Annotated in this window: 14 protein-coding genes; 5 read left to right on the top strand and 9 right to left on the bottom strand. The window is 65.2% G+C overall.

Features of this window, described 5'->3' with window-relative positions; genetic code table 11:
* Positions 1–203: 203 nt before the first annotated feature.
* Both moaB and I6F17_RS32480 read right to left on the bottom strand, forming a co-directional pair.
* A complete protein-coding gene (gene moaB / locus I6F17_RS32485) occupies positions 204–767 on the bottom strand; it encodes a molybdenum cofactor biosynthesis protein B (protein ID WP_225132094.1) in 564 nt (187 codons plus the stop codon).
* A gap of 157 nt (positions 768–924) precedes the next feature.
* On the bottom strand, positions 925–1,866 hold the full coding sequence (locus I6F17_RS32480) for a neutral zinc metallopeptidase (protein ID WP_036006315.1): 942 nt from the start codon (positions 1,864–1,866) through the stop codon (positions 925–927).
* Positions 1,867–2,284: 418 nt separating this feature from the next.
* On the opposite strand from I6F17_RS32480, the gene I6F17_RS32475 reads away from it, so the two are divergent.
* From I6F17_RS32475 to I6F17_RS32465, 3 genes are all read left to right on the top strand, one after another.
* Complete coding sequence (locus I6F17_RS32475; protein WP_276573294.1) at positions 2,285–3,415, top strand: site-specific DNA-methyltransferase; 1,131 nt, start codon at positions 2,285–2,287, stop codon at positions 3,413–3,415.
* 171 nt (positions 3,416–3,586) lie between these two features.
* Entirely contained in the window at positions 3,587–3,913 is a 327-nt protein-coding gene (locus tag I6F17_RS32470; protein WP_036037226.1) for a hypothetical protein, read from the top strand.
* Between the two features lie 124 nt (positions 3,914–4,037).
* Entirely contained in the window at positions 4,038–4,718 is a 681-nt protein-coding gene (locus I6F17_RS32465; RefSeq protein WP_225132096.1) for a glutathione S-transferase family protein, read from the top strand.
* A 156-nt stretch (positions 4,719–4,874) separates the two neighbouring features.
* Here I6F17_RS32465 and I6F17_RS32460 read toward each other — a convergent pair whose 3' ends face one another.
* The 5 genes from I6F17_RS32460 to I6F17_RS32440 form a co-directional block, all read right to left on the bottom strand.
* Positions 4,875–6,884: a methyl-accepting chemotaxis protein gene (locus tag I6F17_RS32460; protein ID WP_225132097.1), complete on the bottom strand. Its 2,010-nt coding sequence runs from the start codon at positions 6,882–6,884 to the stop codon at positions 4,875–4,877.
* A 268-nt stretch (positions 6,885–7,152) separates the two neighbouring features.
* Complete coding sequence (locus tag I6F17_RS32455) at positions 7,153–9,699, bottom strand: HWE histidine kinase domain-containing protein (RefSeq protein ID WP_225132098.1); 2,547 nt, start codon at positions 9,697–9,699, stop codon at positions 7,153–7,155.
* A complete protein-coding gene (locus tag I6F17_RS32450; protein ID WP_346769976.1) occupies positions 9,696–10,352 on the bottom strand; it encodes a biliverdin-producing heme oxygenase in 657 nt (218 codons plus the stop codon). The genes I6F17_RS32455 and I6F17_RS32450 overlap by 4 nt, the downstream gene beginning before the upstream one ends.
* A 54-nt stretch (positions 10,353–10,406) precedes the next feature.
* Positions 10,407–10,622, bottom strand: coding sequence for a DUF1127 domain-containing protein (locus tag I6F17_RS32445; RefSeq protein ID WP_225132100.1), 216 nt, complete (start codon positions 10,620–10,622; stop codon positions 10,407–10,409).
* 4 nt (positions 10,623–10,626) lie between these two features.
* Positions 10,627–11,070, bottom strand: a complete 444-nt coding sequence (locus tag I6F17_RS32440; protein WP_225132101.1) for a nuclear transport factor 2 family protein — start codon at positions 11,068–11,070, stop codon at positions 10,627–10,629.
* Between the two features lie 91 nt (positions 11,071–11,161).
* Between I6F17_RS32440 and I6F17_RS32435 the strand changes: the two genes are divergently transcribed.
* Entirely contained in the window at positions 11,162–12,085 is a 924-nt protein-coding gene (locus tag I6F17_RS32435; protein WP_225132102.1) for a LysR family transcriptional regulator, read from the top strand.
* A gap of 110 nt (positions 12,086–12,195) precedes the next feature.
* On the opposite strand, the gene I6F17_RS32430 is transcribed toward I6F17_RS32435, so the two are convergent.
* A complete protein-coding gene (locus tag I6F17_RS32430; protein ID WP_036037235.1) occupies positions 12,196–12,816 on the bottom strand; it encodes a glutathione S-transferase family protein in 621 nt (206 codons plus the stop codon).
* Between the two features lie 124 nt (positions 12,817–12,940).
* On the opposite strand from I6F17_RS32430, the gene I6F17_RS32425 reads away from it, so the two are divergent.
* Entirely contained in the window at positions 12,941–14,218 is a 1,278-nt protein-coding gene (locus I6F17_RS32425) for a flavin-dependent oxidoreductase (RefSeq protein ID WP_225132103.1), read from the top strand.
* Positions 14,219–14,305: 87 nt separating this feature from the next.
* Here I6F17_RS32425 and I6F17_RS32420 read toward each other — a convergent pair whose 3' ends face one another.
* Positions 14,306–14,725 carry a PaaI family thioesterase gene (locus I6F17_RS32420; RefSeq protein WP_036037203.1) on the bottom strand — a complete coding sequence of 140 codons (420 nt, stop codon included), beginning with the start codon at positions 14,723–14,725 and terminating at the stop codon, positions 14,306–14,308.
* Between the last annotated feature and the right edge of the window lie 52 nt (positions 14,726–14,777).

Genomic DNA, 14,777 nt, shown 5'->3' with positions numbered 1-14,777 from the left:
TGAAGCTAATCCGCTGGTCCATCGCACAGCTCTCTCGCCAAGGCATCGGCTGATCCTCCCAGCCGATAGAGAACTGTTACCCATCCATCCGGTCTACTGTGTTACCCATCTATCCGGTCTGGACATCGCGCCACCTTCTCCCGCAAGGGGAGAAGGATGAAGTCCGTGCATCGATCAGCTGACATCATCCGCAACAACGCGCATCACACCGTCGCGCCTTGCGCTTTCGGCCGGCGCAGATGCTCGTCCAGCCGCGGCATGATCTCGACGAAATTGCAGGGGCGCGTGCGGTAGTCGAGCTGGGCCGCCAGGATGCCGTCCCAGCCGTCGCGGCAGGCGCCGGGCGAGCCCGGCAGGCAGAAGATGTAGGTCGCGCCCGCCACGCCGGCGGTGGCGCGGCTCTGGATCGTCGACGCCCCGATCTTGGCGTGGCTCAGCATGTGGAATGCGATCGAGAAGCCGTCCATGCGCTTCTCGAACAGCGGCTCGATCGCCTCCGGCGTGACGTCGCGTCCGGTGAAGCCGGTGCCGCCGGTGGTGATGACGACGTCGACGCCGGGATCTGCGATCCAGCGGCGGATCACGGCGCGGATCGCCTCGACATCATCGGTGACGATCTCGCGCGCGGCGAGATGATGGCCCGCAGCGGTGAGACGATCGGCGAGGGTCTGGCCGGACTTGTCGTCCGCAAGCGCGCGCGTGTCGGACACCGTGAGCACCGCAATGTTGAGCGGGATGAATTGTTTGGATTCGTCGATGGAGGCCATGTTGCGTCTTTCGTGTCCCGGACAAGGTGCGGCGCATCAGCGCCGCGCCGCAGAGCCGGGACCCACTTCAGAGGCTTGGGCAACCGGCAATATAGGCCCCGGCTCTGCAGCGCACCGCTGAAGGAGCGCTGCGCTGCGTCGGGGGCACGAGCCTTCCTTACAACGCCCCTGCACCGAACGTGTTGCAGGCCTGGACCGTGCCCTGCTGGTACCCGATCATGAACCATTGCTTGCGTTGCGCCGCCGAGCCGTGGGTGAAGGAGTCGGGCACGACGCGGCCGGTGGCCTGGCGCTGCAGCGTGTCGTCGCCGATCGCGCTCGCCGTGGTCAGCGCTGCCTCGATGTCGCCGGGCTCGAGGAAGTTCGGACGCTTCTTCGCCTCGCGGTTGACCCAGACGCCGGACAGACAGTCGGCCTGCAGCTCGACCTTGACCTGGAGCGCATTGGCCTCGGCCTTCGAACCGACCTGCTGTTGCAGCCGCGTCACGCGCGGAATGATGCCGAGCAGATTCTGGATGTGATGGCCGACCTCGTGCGCGATGATGTAGGCGGTGGTGAAATTGCACGCCGACTTGCCGGAGCAGCCGCGGAAGCGGGTCTCGACCTCGCGGAAGAAGGCGGTGTCGAGGAAGATGGTCCGGTCGGGCGGACAATAGAACGGCCCCATGGCCGATTGCGCCATGCCGCAGCGACCGCCATTGGTGGCGTTGCGGAACAGCACGATCTTCGGACCGGTGTACGACTGGCCGTTGGCCTGGAAGATCTCGCTCCAGCGGTCGTCGAGCTCGCCGAGGATGCCGGAGATCATGCTGCCCATCTCGTCGGTCGGCGCGCCGCGCTTGCCCGAGGAGGCCTGACGATCGGTCTGGTAGGTCGGCGCATGGCCGCCGCCGGAGAGGATCTCGGCGCCGCCGATCAGGATGCGGGGATCGATGCCGAAGGCGTAGCCGACCAGGCCGAGAATGATGATGGTGCCGATGCCGAGCCCGCCGCCGCCCATCGGCAGGCCGAACCCGCCGCCTCCGCCGCCGCCAAAGCCACCACCTTCGTCGCGACGATCCTCGATGTCGTCGCTGCGGCGGAAGTCATCGTAGCGCATGGCGGCCTTTCCCTTGGGGTCCCTGATTCAAGTTTCGACGGCGCACAGAAACGCGAAAGCTCAACGCGCCACATACGTAAAATTTCCGTTGCCTTTATCAATATCGTGGCCGGCAAAAATTGCCTAGTGCGACAGCCTGTCGATGCCAGCAAATTTTTCCGAGGGCCGAGCAGTTTTTTCCGAGAGAAATTTACGGCCTTTTTCCCGCCACGATCGATCCAGCGAGCCGCGCAAGTGCGAAATACACTGCAAAACAAGGGGAATGCGCACGACAACTCATGCACGAACGACGATGCGAGGACTGCTCACGAAAGCGGCGGATTAAGTCGATTTTTACTTTGCCCCTTCAATGTAACGGTCAGTCGGTTGTTTGGTCCCGCGTCGCCGACAGCGTCGCCTGAGTCAGAGTTCTTGAGTCATGGTAGAGTCGCGTCGCGGGGCGTCTGCAAGGGCGCCCCGCACAAATTTTGAGTCCCCTTCGCATCGCATCATCGTCGGCGATTGCGTCGCCGAGATGTCGAAGCTGCAGGCCGGCAGCGTCGACCTGGTGTTCGCCGATCCGCCCTACAATCTGCAGCTCAAGGGCGACCTCAAGCGTCCCGACGAATCCCATGTCGATGCCGTCAACGACGACTGGGACAAGTTCGACTCGTTTGCCGCCTACGACGATTTCACCCGCGCCTGGCTGCTCGCCGCACGCCGCGCCATGAAGCCGTCGGCAACGATCTGGGTGATCGGCTCCTATCACAACATCTTCCGCGTCGGCGCCATCATGCAGGATCTCGGCTTCTGGCTGCTGAACGACATCGTCTGGCGCAAGACCAATCCGATGCCGAATTTCCGCGGCCGCCGCTTCACCAACGCGCACGAAACCATGATCTGGGCCGCGCGTGACGAGAAAGCCAAGGGCTACACGTTCAACTACGAGGCGCTGAAGGCCGCCAACGAGGACGTGCAGGCGCGGTCCGACTGGCTGATCCCGCTCTGTACCGGCGAGGAGCGCCTCAAGGGCGCCGACGGCAAGAAAGTGCATCCGACGCAGAAGCCGGAAGGCCTGCTTGCGCGCGTGCTGCTGTCGTCGTCCAAGCCCGGCGATCTCGTCATCGACCCCTTCAACGGCACCGGCACCACCGGCGCGGTCGCCAAACGCCTCGGCCGCTCCTATGTCGGCTTCGAGCGCGACAAGACCTACGCCAAGGCGGCCGAAGCGCGCATCGCCAGGGTCGAGCCGTTGCCGGAAGAGAGCCTTGCCCCGTTCATGACCGCGCGCGAGGCGCCGCGCGTTGCGTTCTCCGAGCTGATCGAGCGCGGCATGATCATGCCCGGCACCAAGCTGTTCGACGCCAAGAAGAAGCTCGGCGCGTTGGTGCGCGCCGACGGCGCCATCATGCTCGGCGACAAGGTCGGCTCGATCCACCGCATCGGCGCGGTGGCGCAAGGCGCGCAGGCCTGCAACGGCTGGACCTTCTGGCACGTCGAGACCAAGAAGGGCCTCAAGCTGATCGACGAGCTGCGCGCCGAGATCCGCGCCGGCATGGCGGCGGAGTAGCTTCCTCCGCGTTCGTAGGGTGGGCAAACTCTCGCGCCGTGCCCACCATCTCTCCCGGACATGCAGATTTGGTGGGCACGCTTCGCTTTGCCCACCCTATGGCGTCTTGAATGAGGCGGCAGCCAGGACTAGATTCGCTCCATTAGCCCCCTCCCGACCGGTTGGGCTCCCATGCGACGACAGTCCGAGACATTGCTGCTGGTGCCGCTGCTGCCGATCTTCCTGATCGGGATGTTTCCGATGTTCCTGATCGCGCTGCTCGGGTTTTTCGGCCTGGCGCTGTTCGGCGTTCTCGTGATCTGCGTCGGGCTCGCCAGCAGCAACGAGGCGCACGATACTTTCAACCACGACGTTATCGTTCACGGCTATGCGCGCGGGTCAGAGCGCGCGGCGCGGGCCTCCGACATGCATCTCGCAGCGCGGCTCGGCCTGCGGCTGGAGGCCGTGGGCGCGGCCATGGTCGTCGCGGCGGCAATCGGCCTCTGTTACGCCGCCTGATCTGCGTAGCGCGCAGACACCGCCCGGCAAACTCGCCGGTTGCTCTCTCGAGCGAGGTTCAGGCAAGACAGGCTCGCCCAACGACGCCGCGTCCGCGCGGCAATACACACCGGGGAGATGCTTGATGCTCAAGTTCTATTTCAATGGATCACCGAACCCGACCAAGGTCGCGCTCTATCTCGAAGAATCCGGCCTGCCGTTCGAGCCGGTGAAGATCGACACCCGCAAGGGCGAGCAGTTCACGCCGGAATTCCTCAAGATCAATCCGAACGGCAAGGTGCCGGCGATCGACGATGGCGGCACCATCGTGTTCGATTCGAACGCCATCCTGCTCTATCTCGCCGAGAAGACCGGCAAATTCCTCCCCTCCAACCGCGCCGGGCTCTTGTCCTGGCTGATGTTCGTCGCGAGCGGCGTCGGGCCCTTTTCCGGTCAGGCCGTGCACTTCAAGCATTTCGCGCCGAAGGACCAGAACCACGACTACGCCCATAACCGCTATCAGTACGAGACCGACCGCCACTACAAGATCCTCGACGCTCACCTAAAGGACCGCCGCTACATGGTCGGCGACAGCTATTCGATCGTCGACATGGCGCTGTGGGGCTGGGCGCGGATGGTGCCGTTCAAGCTCGGCGACGACGCCTTTGCGCGATACCCGAATGTGAAGCGGCTGGTCGACGAGATCTCGGCGCGCCCGGCGGCGGCGCGCGCCATCGCCCTGAAGGACAAGTTCACCTTCAAGGCCGAGATGGACGACGAAGCGCGAGCCAACATGTTCAAGCACATGACGACCAAGGTGGCTTGATCGCGCCGCACCGCTATTCGAGGCCACGCGCATGCGCGTGGCCTCGATTGAGACTTTAAAGCGCGATGCGATCAGGATGAAGCGTCATCGCGCTTTAGGTTGTTGTTCAAGCATGATCTCTTCGGAAAAGCGCTGCACACTTTTCCGGATCATGCTTTAGGCGGCGTGGACCGAGCTCAGGAACTTGGCGACCTCCTGTTTCAACCGGTTGCTGTCGGCCGAGAGCGAGCGCGCCGCCGACAACACCTGCGAGGACGCCGAGCCGGTCTCGGAGGCGCCGCGCTGCACGTCGCCGATGTTGGACGAGACGAGCTGCGTGCCCTGGGCCGCCTGCTGCACGTTGCGGGAGATCTCCTGCGTCGCCGCGCCCTGCTGCTCCACGGCCGCGGCGACCGTTGAGGCGATCTCCGACAGCCGCTCGATGGTGCCGCTGATCTCCCGGATCGAACCGACCGACTCCTCGGTCGCGGCCTGGATGCCGGAGACCTGCTGGGCGATCTCGCCGGTGGCCCTTGCCGTCTGCTCGGCGAGCGCCTTGACCTCGGTAGCGACCACGGCAAAGCCGCGGCCGGCTTCGCCCGCACGCGCCGCCTCGATCGTGGCGTTCAGCGCCAAGAGGTTGGTCTGGCCGGCAATGGTGCTGATCAGCTCGACCACGTCACCGATCCGCGCGGCGGCCTTGGAGAGCGCACCGACGCGCTCGTTGGTCCGGCTCGCCTGACCGACAGCCTCGGTGGCGATGCGGGCGGATTCCTGCACCTGACGGGCGATCTCGGAGACCGAGGAGGAGAGCTCCTCGGTCGCAGAGGCGACCGCCTGCACATTGGCCGAGGCCTCCTGCGAAGCGCTAGCGACCTCTGTCGAGAGGTCCTGGGCGCGCGCGGCAGTCGTGGTCAACGTGCCGGCGGAGGCTTCGAGCTCGCCCGATGCCGACGACACCGTGTTGACGATCTCGCCGACGGCCTGCTCGAACTGATCGGCGAGCCTGGCCATGTCTTTCCTGCGGTTCTCGGCCTGCCGCGCCTCGAGTTCGGCCTGCTCGGCGCGCATGCTCTCGGTCTCGATCATGTTGTCCTTGAAGACCTGGATCGCCTTGGCCATGTCGCCGATCTCGTCGGCCCTGCCGCGGCCGGGAATCTCGACCTCGAGATTGCCGCCGGCAAGCCGCCCCATCGCCTGCGTCATCGAGGTCAGCGGACCGACGATGCTGCGGGCGATGAGGAAGGCGACGATGCCTCCGAACAGGATGGCGAGGCCGCCGGCGATCTCCTGCACGGTCGTCGTTCCCGCGATCACGGCCTCGGCGGTGGTGCGCGATGCCTGGTAGTCCTCCTTCAGCGTCGTTTCCGCCACCTTGAGCTTGCCGATGCTGTCGACGATGAGGGGCGCGAGGCTCTTGTGGTAGATCTCGTCCGCTTTAAGCATCGCTGCGGAGGTCGTCTCGAACGCCGTCTTGTAGGTTTCAAGCGAGGTCTTCACCGGCGCCAGCGTGGCGCGCAACGCCGCCGCCTGCGGGCTCTTTTCGAGTGCCCCGAGCCGTTGTAATGCCCTGTCGATGCTCGCCCTGAAGGTCGCAGGGCCCTGCGCATCGCGAAGGGCCAGAAAACGCCAGTTTACGATCCTCACGAGCAGGATTCGGGATTCGAGATCGGCGACGAGGGAGGCGGTATCTTCATCGACGGCGGCGCGCGCCACGTCGACGAGCTTGTTCGTCTTGGTGGCCAGGTCCTCGCCACTCGGCAGCAGCGTCGCCTTGCCCGTTCTCGTCTCGTTGACGGCGTCGCCGAGATTGTCACGCAGGCGTCGCATTTTCGCGATCTCGTCGATCAGGCCGTTGTAGAGAGCGCGCCGCTCCTCGGAGAGCGCCCCCAGAGCGCCGATCCGGAGCAGCTCGCTCGCCGCGGTCTCGCGCTCTTGCGCTTCCTTCATTGCGGACTCGCTGCCGTCGTAGACGTAGCGCAAATTGGCCCGCTGAATCGCCTGCAGATGGGCCGATATTTCCAGCACCCGCGCCGTGCTGTCCGAGAGGGCGGATTGTCTTGCGACCTGATCCTGCACGTCCCGCAAATTCCAGACGGCAACCACCGCCATCACGACACCCACCGCCACCAGGGCCATGAAGCCTGCGTACAGGCGTCCCCTGATCCGCAAACGAAATTTCGGCATTCCCACTGTCCACCCAGATGCATGTGAATTCGAGGGGCCGAACGACTCCGGCGATCGTCACGGCCACTCCGACAGCCGCACGCCGCACCCTGGCGGCCTACGCTGCACCGCGACACAATGGGGGACACTTCTTAATTGAACCTTCAAATTCCTCGCGCGCCCGATCTCGACCCGCACCAAATCTGCCGATTTTGGCGGCAGCTATGCAAAGCCGCATGCGAATCCGCTGTGCCATGCACGCCGATGCATGCTGTTCGTCAGGGGATGCCTATTGGGCGCCGGCCTGCTGCAACTTGCCGAGTGCATTTTCGACCACTTCCAGCGTGTAGGGCTTCTGGACCACCGGCGCGGAGGCCAATTGCTCGGGGATCGGCGCGCGCTCGCCATAGCCGGTCGCGAAGATGAAGGGCACCCCGATCTCCTTCAGCTTCTGCGCCACCTTGATGCTGCTCTCGCTGCCGAGATTGAGATCGAGCAGGGCAAAGCTCGGCCGCGAACGCTCGATCGAGCGCAGTGCCTGGTCGACGGTTGCGGCGGTGTCGACGTGGCGGGCGCCGAGGTCGAGCAGGATGACCTCCGCGGCCATCGCGATGATCAGGTTGTCCTCCACGATCAGGGCCGTGTCGGAAATCCGTGGACGGGCAGATTGCTGCTCCTCGATACGCATGGCGGCTCCCGCGATGGATGGGACGAGCTGGACGAAGTTGGGCGGAATGACGAACTTCGCCTGGACGCCCAGGAGGTCGAAACGGATCTCGGCATCGCCCTTGAGATCGAACGGCACCGACCGCTCGATGATGGTGGTGCCGAAGCCGCGCCGCGCCGGCGGCTGCACGGGCGGACCGCCGCTCTCCTTCCACTCGATGACGAGGCTGGAAGACGGGTCGAGGCGCCAGACCACCTCGACACTGCCGGTGGAATCGGCAAGCGCGCCGTACTTGGCGGAATTGGTCATCATCTCATGAACGACGAGCGCCAGCGTCGCGAACGCCTTTGGATCGAGCGCGACGTCCGGACCGCCCATCTTCACCCGGTCTGCGCGCGCACCGAGATAGGCGCCGGCCTCGGACTCGACCAGGGTGCGGAGCGCGACGGGTGCCCAGTTCAGGTTCGTGATCTGGTCGTGGGCGCGCGCGAGGGCCTGGATGCGGCCGCCGAGCACGCTGGCGAACTCCTCGATGCCGGTCGCAGTCTCCTTGCTCTGCGCCACCAGGGCGCGCACGAGGCTCAGGATGTTGCGGACGCGATGATTGAGCTCGGCGATCATCAGTTCCTGCCGCTCCTGTGCCCCGCGGCGCTCGCGCGCGGCGAGGTCGGACAGTTGCAGGATCACCTCCAGCAGCGTGACGCGCAGGCTCTCGGCGATGCGGATATCGGCCGCCGACCACGGCTTCGACTGCCCCGCCACCGTTTCCTGCCATAGCTCGAAGCTCTTGCGCGGGGTGAGACGCGGCCCGTGCGGCCCTTCGTCGTGGACCTTGTTGGGATCGGCGGCCCATTTCACCGATCGCGTGACTTCGCGGCGGAAGAAGATCAGGCAATCGCGCGGGGTCCGCGAGATCGGGATGGCGAGAAAGCCCGCCGCGCGGTCACGGAAGGCCTGGCCGGCGGCGTAGACCTGGGCGATCTCGGCGCTGGCGAAGATCCGGCCCGGCGAAGTCCGGTTGATGAAGGCGACGAGATCCTTCACCTCGTCTTCGGTCGGGGTCTCGCCCTCGAGCGCGATGGTGTTATCGGACCAGACTGCGACGCCGTCGCACTCGATCATCTTGCGGTAGTCGCCCAGGAAATCGACGATCGCCCGCCGGCTGTGGTCGTGCGAGGCCGCGATCTCGATCAATCGCTCCTGGACCTGATGCGCGCGGGCCTCATAGGCGACGTCACCCTCGCGCTCGCGGCCTTCCACGATCCACGAGAACATCTGACCGAACAGCTCGGAGGCCGTGCGTTTGTCGAACGAAATGTAACGCGGCGAATAATGGTGGCAAGCAAACAGGCCCCACAGCTTGCCGTCACGCAGGATCGACACCGACATGGAGGCGGCAACGCCCATGTTACGCAGATACTCGATGTGGATCGGCGACACCGAGCGCAGCACGCTCATCGACAGGTCGAGCAGTCCCGCATTGTGCGTGGCCGTGGACATCAGCGCGGCAGGCCGCGCGTCGACGTCGGCGATGATGCGCAGCCAGTTGCGCTGATAGAGCGCGCGCGCTTGCCTTGGGATGTCGGATGCAGGGTAACGCAGGCCGAAAAAGGATTCGAGCCCGGCCTCCGCCGTCTCGGCGATCACCTCGCCGGACCCGTCCGGGTGAAACTGATAGACCATGACGCGGTCGAAGCCGGTCAGCACCTTGAGCTGACGCGCCGCCTCGCGCGCCAGATCGGCCATTCCGCGCGTCTTGCGGATCCGTTCGAGCATCAAGCGCACAAGCTCGCCGGAATTGACGCCGGGCTCGTCGACGCTCGGCTCCGCCTCGATGATCAGATAGACGCCGGAGAGATGAATCGAAAGATCGAAGAGTGGCTTGCCGGGCTGCAGCTCGACGCCGAACAGGCGTTCGGTCGCATCCGGACCGCCGAGATGATCGACCCGGCTGCGGATCGTTTCAACCGCCGCCCCGGAGATCACGCCCGACAGCGGCCGCTGCAGCAGGTCGGCAACATCCGTTCCAAGGAAGCTCTCGACGTTGTCCGACGCCATGCAGATCGTGAAATCCGAGAGCACGGCCAGCAGGAAGCCAAACGGCTGCACGCTGCCAGGAATGTGGATCGGCTCGCGATCGCAATTGGTGAGATTGACGGCCTGGTTCATGACCGGTCCGCCGCCTGCTCGAATGCGGCGAAGGCGATGTGGGCCGCCGCGATCGCCTCGTCTTCATCCCAACGCTCGTCGATTGCAAGCTTCGCCAGGAAACTTTGCCAAAACCGCCTGCCGGTGCCGTGACTGAGATAGGCGACAGCTTCGCGGATGCGCGGATTGGCGGAATCCGCGACCATCTTCAGCAGGAATTTTGCCCCGAGACGGGAGCCTTCGAGCACATACATCGTGCCCAGCACGCCGCTGCGCGTCAGTGGGGGTACCGACACCAGCCTCGGCACCGCGCTGCCGAGGCGCTCGAGATCAGCCAGGATTGCCACGCTTCGCGACCGCTCCGGCCAGTCCGGGAAAGCCCTGCTGACGTTGGCCTCGACGAGTGCCGTCTCGAGCGGCAGCAAGGCGCCGGCGCTGGCTTGCAGAAAGCGCCGATAGCCGGAGAGCTCGGTCAGATCGAACGCCGATAGCTGCGCGTCGAGGTCGCGGTGCGCGGCCGACGTTGCGTCTCTTAGTCGTTCGCGCAGTCCGGAGAAGCTGCGGCCTCCCTGCGTTGAAACGTCCGAAGCCCCAGCCAGCATGAAATTCCCGAGAACGCAGGTTGCCGCGGGCGCGGCGCGCCCGGCAACCGAGGGAACGCCGGCGGCACGCAATAGTTCCGCCGGCCTTGGCACGGCGAGAGGCGAGACATCGGGGGTCCACTCCGTTCATTTCCGCCGAACCGGCTTTCTGAGCTCGTGCTCGATCTCGCTCCGGGACATCCCGAAATCCTGAAGCTCGCGTTCGGTCATGGCCGCGAGCTGGCAGCGGACCCGAGACCGCTCGCGCCGGGCCTGCATGAGTTCCAGCAGCGCCCGGCAGGCCCGCACAAACATCGCGGGCCGTGACGAACAGGAGCGGCCGGTGGACGCGACCTCGTCCAAGCCGTTAGCCCGCGGCCCTCGCGGGGGCTTGCGGAAACGGGCCGAGCGCCTTCTCGGTCAGCATGGAGTCGCAGTACTCGCGAATCTCCTTGATCCTGCCGTCCTCCAGGCGAAACACGAGGCAATAATCGTTGTCGTAACGCGCGCCCTCGGGCGTGACGTTATCGCCCTTGGCTTCGACCACCACGATGTCGCCATCGGCGATGAAGCGATGGGCGACGGTACGCGTGCGGTCGCGCAACCGCGTGCGGACATAACCGTGCAGATCCTTGAGGATCGCCTCCTTGCCGGCAAAGGTGCGCGACCAGGTATATTGCCCGGTGACGACCCATTTGGCGTCGTCGGCGAGACTTGCGCTGAACAGGGCGCGGTCGCGCGCGGCGGGATCGGGATTGGCGGCCGCGGCAAAGATATCCTGCAGCAGTTTCTTGTTGGCGCTCGCGTTCATGGCGGCATCTCCTCGTGGTGACAACGCGGAAATCATCGCCGGGCCAACGTCATTCTTCAAATCGATAGGAAATATGATATCTATTCACCTCATGAATTTGAAAACGCTCGACCTCAACCTATTGACCGCGCTCGACGCATTGCTCCGCGAAACCAATGTCAGCCGCGCGGCCCTGAGGATTGGCCTGTCACAGCCGGCCACGAGCCACGCATTGCAGCGCCTGCGCGACATCTTCGGTGACCCGCTGCTGGTGCGCACGGGCGTACGGATGGAGCTGACGCCGCGGGCGCTGGCCCTGCGTGCGCCGCTGGCGCAGGCGCTCGACCAGGTCCGCGGGCTGTTCGTGCCCGATGACTTCGATGCCGCGCGCAGCGAGCGGCAGTTCCGCCTGATGATGCCTGATCTCGCGGTCGAGCTGTTGATGCCGCCCTTGATGGCGAAAGTGACGCGCCTTGCCCCCAACGTCCGCATCGACGTGGTGCCGTGGCGGGGACCTGCGATCTTCCACGCCGAGTTCGCCCGCACCATCGACCTCGTGATCTCGATCGGCAATGCCTTCAAGGGCTTTCATCGCCAGCTGCTCTACACCGACAGCGACGCGCTGGCGGTGCGGCGCGGCCATCCCGTCGGAGCGAAGCTGAAGCGGCGCGAGGCGTTCCTGGCCGCCCGCCATGTCGGCGTGATCATCCGCGGCCACCCGCAGGATCTCATCGACACCTGGCTGCGAGCCAAAGGCATCGAGCGACATATCTCGCTAGTCGTGCCGGGCTATCTCGAAGCCTTGCACGTCGCAGCAAGAACCGATCTCGTCGCCTTCGTGCCGCGCCGGCTGATCGCCGCGCTGTCGAAGCAACTCGGCCTCGTCACGGTGACGCCGCCGTTCGATCCCGGGATGGACGAGCAGTTCATGTTCCATCCGACACGCGCGCAGATGGACCCCGGCTCGATCTGGCTGCGGCGGCTGATGCTGGAGACAGGGCGGGAGCTGGAGCAAGCCAGGCGGAAACTCCCGTAGCAAGCTCTCGTAGGGTGGGTTAGCCGAAGGCGTAACCCACCACTTTGGTTTCCGCAGCGACAGAAGAGGTGGGTTACGCTGCGCTAACCCACCCCACAACAGCTGCGCTCCTACGCCTTCTGCGCCGCCATTACCTTGCTCACCGCGGGGCGATCGGACATGCGCTTGAAGTGATCGGCGATCTTCGGCGTCGCATTGATGTCGACGCTGTCGCCTTCGAGCCAGGTCGAAAGCGTATGGAGATAGGGATCGCAGATCGTGTACTGATCGCCCATCACCCACGGTCCCTTGAACATCTTCTGCTCGATCAGCTTGAAGCAGGCGCCCATGGTCTTCGGCACCATCGCCTTCATGTCGGCGAACGAGCTCTCCTCCGTCGCCCAGCGCGCGCCGCGCATCTTGTGGGCGTGGTTGATGTGCACGGTCGAGCAGAGATAGGAGTTGAACGACTGCACCTGGGCAAAGTCGAAGGGATCGTCGAGCGGCGCGAGCTTCGCCTTGGGGAAGGTCTGCGCGAGATAGGCCAGCATCGCCGGCGTCTCGGTCAGGACGCCGCGGTCGGTGACCAGCGCCGGCACCCGGCCCTTTGGGTTGATGGCGAGATAGTCCGGGCTGTTCTGCTGGTTGTCCTTGAAGCTCAGCCGCTCAGCCGTGTAGTCGGCGCCGGCCTCTTCCAGGGTGATGTAGGTGGCAAGCGCGCAGGTGCCGGTGGCGTAGTAGAGCTTGAGCATGTCGGACCTCATGGGGAAAACCGGAGGTTAACGGTCCTCCGCCGCGCCGTCCATAGGCGGCCTGTTCGCAGTTGCCCACGGCCGCCCGGCTGTGCCAAGACGCCTCCATCGGAGGGGTTTTCTCATGACGGTACTCATCGCCGGTGGCGGCATCGGCGGGCTCACGCTTGCGCTCAGCCTGCATCAAATCGGCGTTCCCGTGAAAGTGTTCGAGAGCGTCGCGAAACTGAAGCCGCTCGGGGTCGGCATCAACGTGCTGCCGCATGCGGTGCGCGAGCTGATCGAGCTCGGCCTGCTGGACAAGCTGGACGCCAGCGGCGTGCGGACGCGCGAGCTCGCCTATTTCTCCAAGCACGGCAAGCCGATCTGGAGCGAGCCGCGCGGCCTGGAGGCCGGCTACAAATGGCCGCAATTCTCGATCCATCGCGGCACGCTGCAGCAGATCCTGCTCGACACCGCGCTCGAGCGGCTCGGCCGCGAAAACATCCTCACCAGCCACCATCTGACCGGCTGGACCGAGACGGCGGGCGGCGTGCGCGCCGACTTCGTCGACAGGGCGACCGGCAAGGCCGCCGGCACTTACGAGGGCGCGATCCTGATCGCCGCCGACGGCATCCATTCCGCCGCGCGCGAAAAGCTCTATCCGAACGAAGGCCCGCCGATCTGGAACGGCCGCATCCTCTGGCGCGGCGTCACGCCGGCCAAAGCCTTCCTCACCGGCCGCAGCATGATCATGGCCGGCCACGAGATCCTGAAATTCGTCTGCTATCCGATCTCGAAAGAAGCGGACGCCAACGGCAACCACCAGATCAACTGGGTCGCCGAGCGCCACATGCCTCCGACCTATCAGTGGCGGCGCGAGGACTATAACCGCACCGCGCGGCTGGAAGAATTCCTGCCCTGGTTCGAAAGCTGGACGTTCGACTGGCTCGACGTGCCCGCCCTGATCAGGAACTGCCCGCACGCCTACGAATATCCGCTGGTCGACCGCGATCCGGTGTCGCAATGGACCTTCGGCCGCGTCACGCTGATGGGCGATGCCGCGCATCCGATGTACCCGATCGGCTCGAACGGCGCCTCGCAGGCGATCCTCGACTCGCGCGTCATCACCCGCGAGATCCTGGCGCACGGTCCGACGCAGGCGGCACTGCTCGCCTATGAAGCCGAGCGGCGACCCGCGACCACGGACCTCGTCCTGCTCAACCGCAAGAATGGTCCCGAGCAGGTGATGCAGCTGGTCGAGGAGCGCGCGCCAGACGGGTACAAGGTCGTCACCGATGTCCTATCGCAGCAGGAGCTGGAAGACATCGCCGCCAACTACAAGCGCGTTGCGGGATTTCAGGTCGAGGCGCTGAATGCGAAGCCGCCGATCGTAAGCAAGGACGCGCGCGCTGGGGCGTGAGGGTCTGGTCAATTATCTCGCGACTCGCGCTTCGCTTCACCTCTCCCCGTAAGAACGGGGAGAGGGAGCGAGAGCGCGGTGCCCGCCTCACTTCACCACCCTCGCCGCCTCCAACAATCGCTCGCTGGCGCTTGCCGTCGCCAGCACGGTGCCGTCCTCTGCCATCAGCTTGGCTTCGACGAAGGCGATGGTCTTGCCGAGCTGCGTGACCCTGGCTTCGCCGGTGATCGGACCGGGCTTTGCGGGTGCCAAAAAATTCACGGTCATGCTGATCGTGGTGGTGTAGAGCCGGCCCTCGCTCATCACCAGCACCGCCGGACCCATGGTGTCGTCGAGCATAGCCGAGAGCATGCCGCCCTGGATGAAGCCCGCGGGGTTGCAGAACTCCGGCTTGCCGTCGAAGCCAAGCTTGATCCAGCCCTCCTCCGGGCGGGCATCGAGCAGGCGCCAGCCGAGCAGCTCGGCGCATGGGGGCCTTGGGAAGTTATCGAGCGCGGTCTTGACCATGCGAGATCTCCTTTGCCCCGCTGTTAGCGCAAGACTGCTGACAGCCTGCTGT

The sequence above is a fragment of the Bradyrhizobium sp. NBAIM18 genome, from assembly GCF_020193825.1.
Taxonomy (GTDB): Bacteria; Pseudomonadota; Alphaproteobacteria; order Rhizobiales; family Xanthobacteraceae; genus Bradyrhizobium; species Bradyrhizobium yuanmingense.
The sequence above is the reverse complement of the archived record's forward strand: the minus strand, read 5'-3'. Positions and strand labels throughout refer to the sequence as shown.

Coding starts and splice junctions, on each gene's coding strand:
- I6F17_RS32440 (WP_225132101.1), bottom strand. CDS start 11,070: ATGAACGCGAGCGCCAACAAGAAACTGCTGCAGGATATCTTTGCCGCG.
- I6F17_RS32480 (WP_036006315.1), bottom strand. CDS start 1,866: ATGCGCTACGATGACTTCCGCCGCAGCGACGACATCGAGGATCGTCGC.
- I6F17_RS32425 (WP_225132103.1), top strand. CDS start 12,941: ATGACGGTACTCATCGCCGGTGGCGGCATCGGCGGGCTCACGCTTGCG.
- I6F17_RS32430 (WP_036037235.1), bottom strand. CDS start 12,816: ATGCTCAAGCTCTACTACGCCACCGGCACCTGCGCGCTTGCCACCTAC.
- I6F17_RS32455 (WP_225132098.1), bottom strand. CDS start 9,699: ATGAACCAGGCCGTCAATCTCACCAATTGCGATCGCGAGCCGATCCAC.
- I6F17_RS32470 (WP_036037226.1), top strand. CDS start 3,587: ATGCGACGACAGTCCGAGACATTGCTGCTGGTGCCGCTGCTGCCGATC.
- I6F17_RS32435 (WP_225132102.1), top strand. CDS start 11,162: ATGAATTTGAAAACGCTCGACCTCAACCTATTGACCGCGCTCGACGCA.
- I6F17_RS32475 (WP_276573294.1), top strand. CDS start 2,285: ATGGTAGAGTCGCGTCGCGGGGCGTCTGCAAGGGCGCCCCGCACAAAT.
- I6F17_RS32420 (WP_036037203.1), bottom strand. CDS start 14,725: ATGGTCAAGACCGCGCTCGATAACTTCCCAAGGCCCCCATGCGCCGAG.
- moaB (WP_225132094.1), bottom strand. CDS start 767: ATGGCCTCCATCGACGAATCCAAACAATTCATCCCGCTCAACATTGCG.
- I6F17_RS32460 (WP_225132097.1), bottom strand. CDS start 6,884: ATGCCGAAATTTCGTTTGCGGATCAGGGGACGCCTGTACGCAGGCTTC.
- I6F17_RS32465 (WP_225132096.1), top strand. CDS start 4,038: ATGCTCAAGTTCTATTTCAATGGATCACCGAACCCGACCAAGGTCGCG.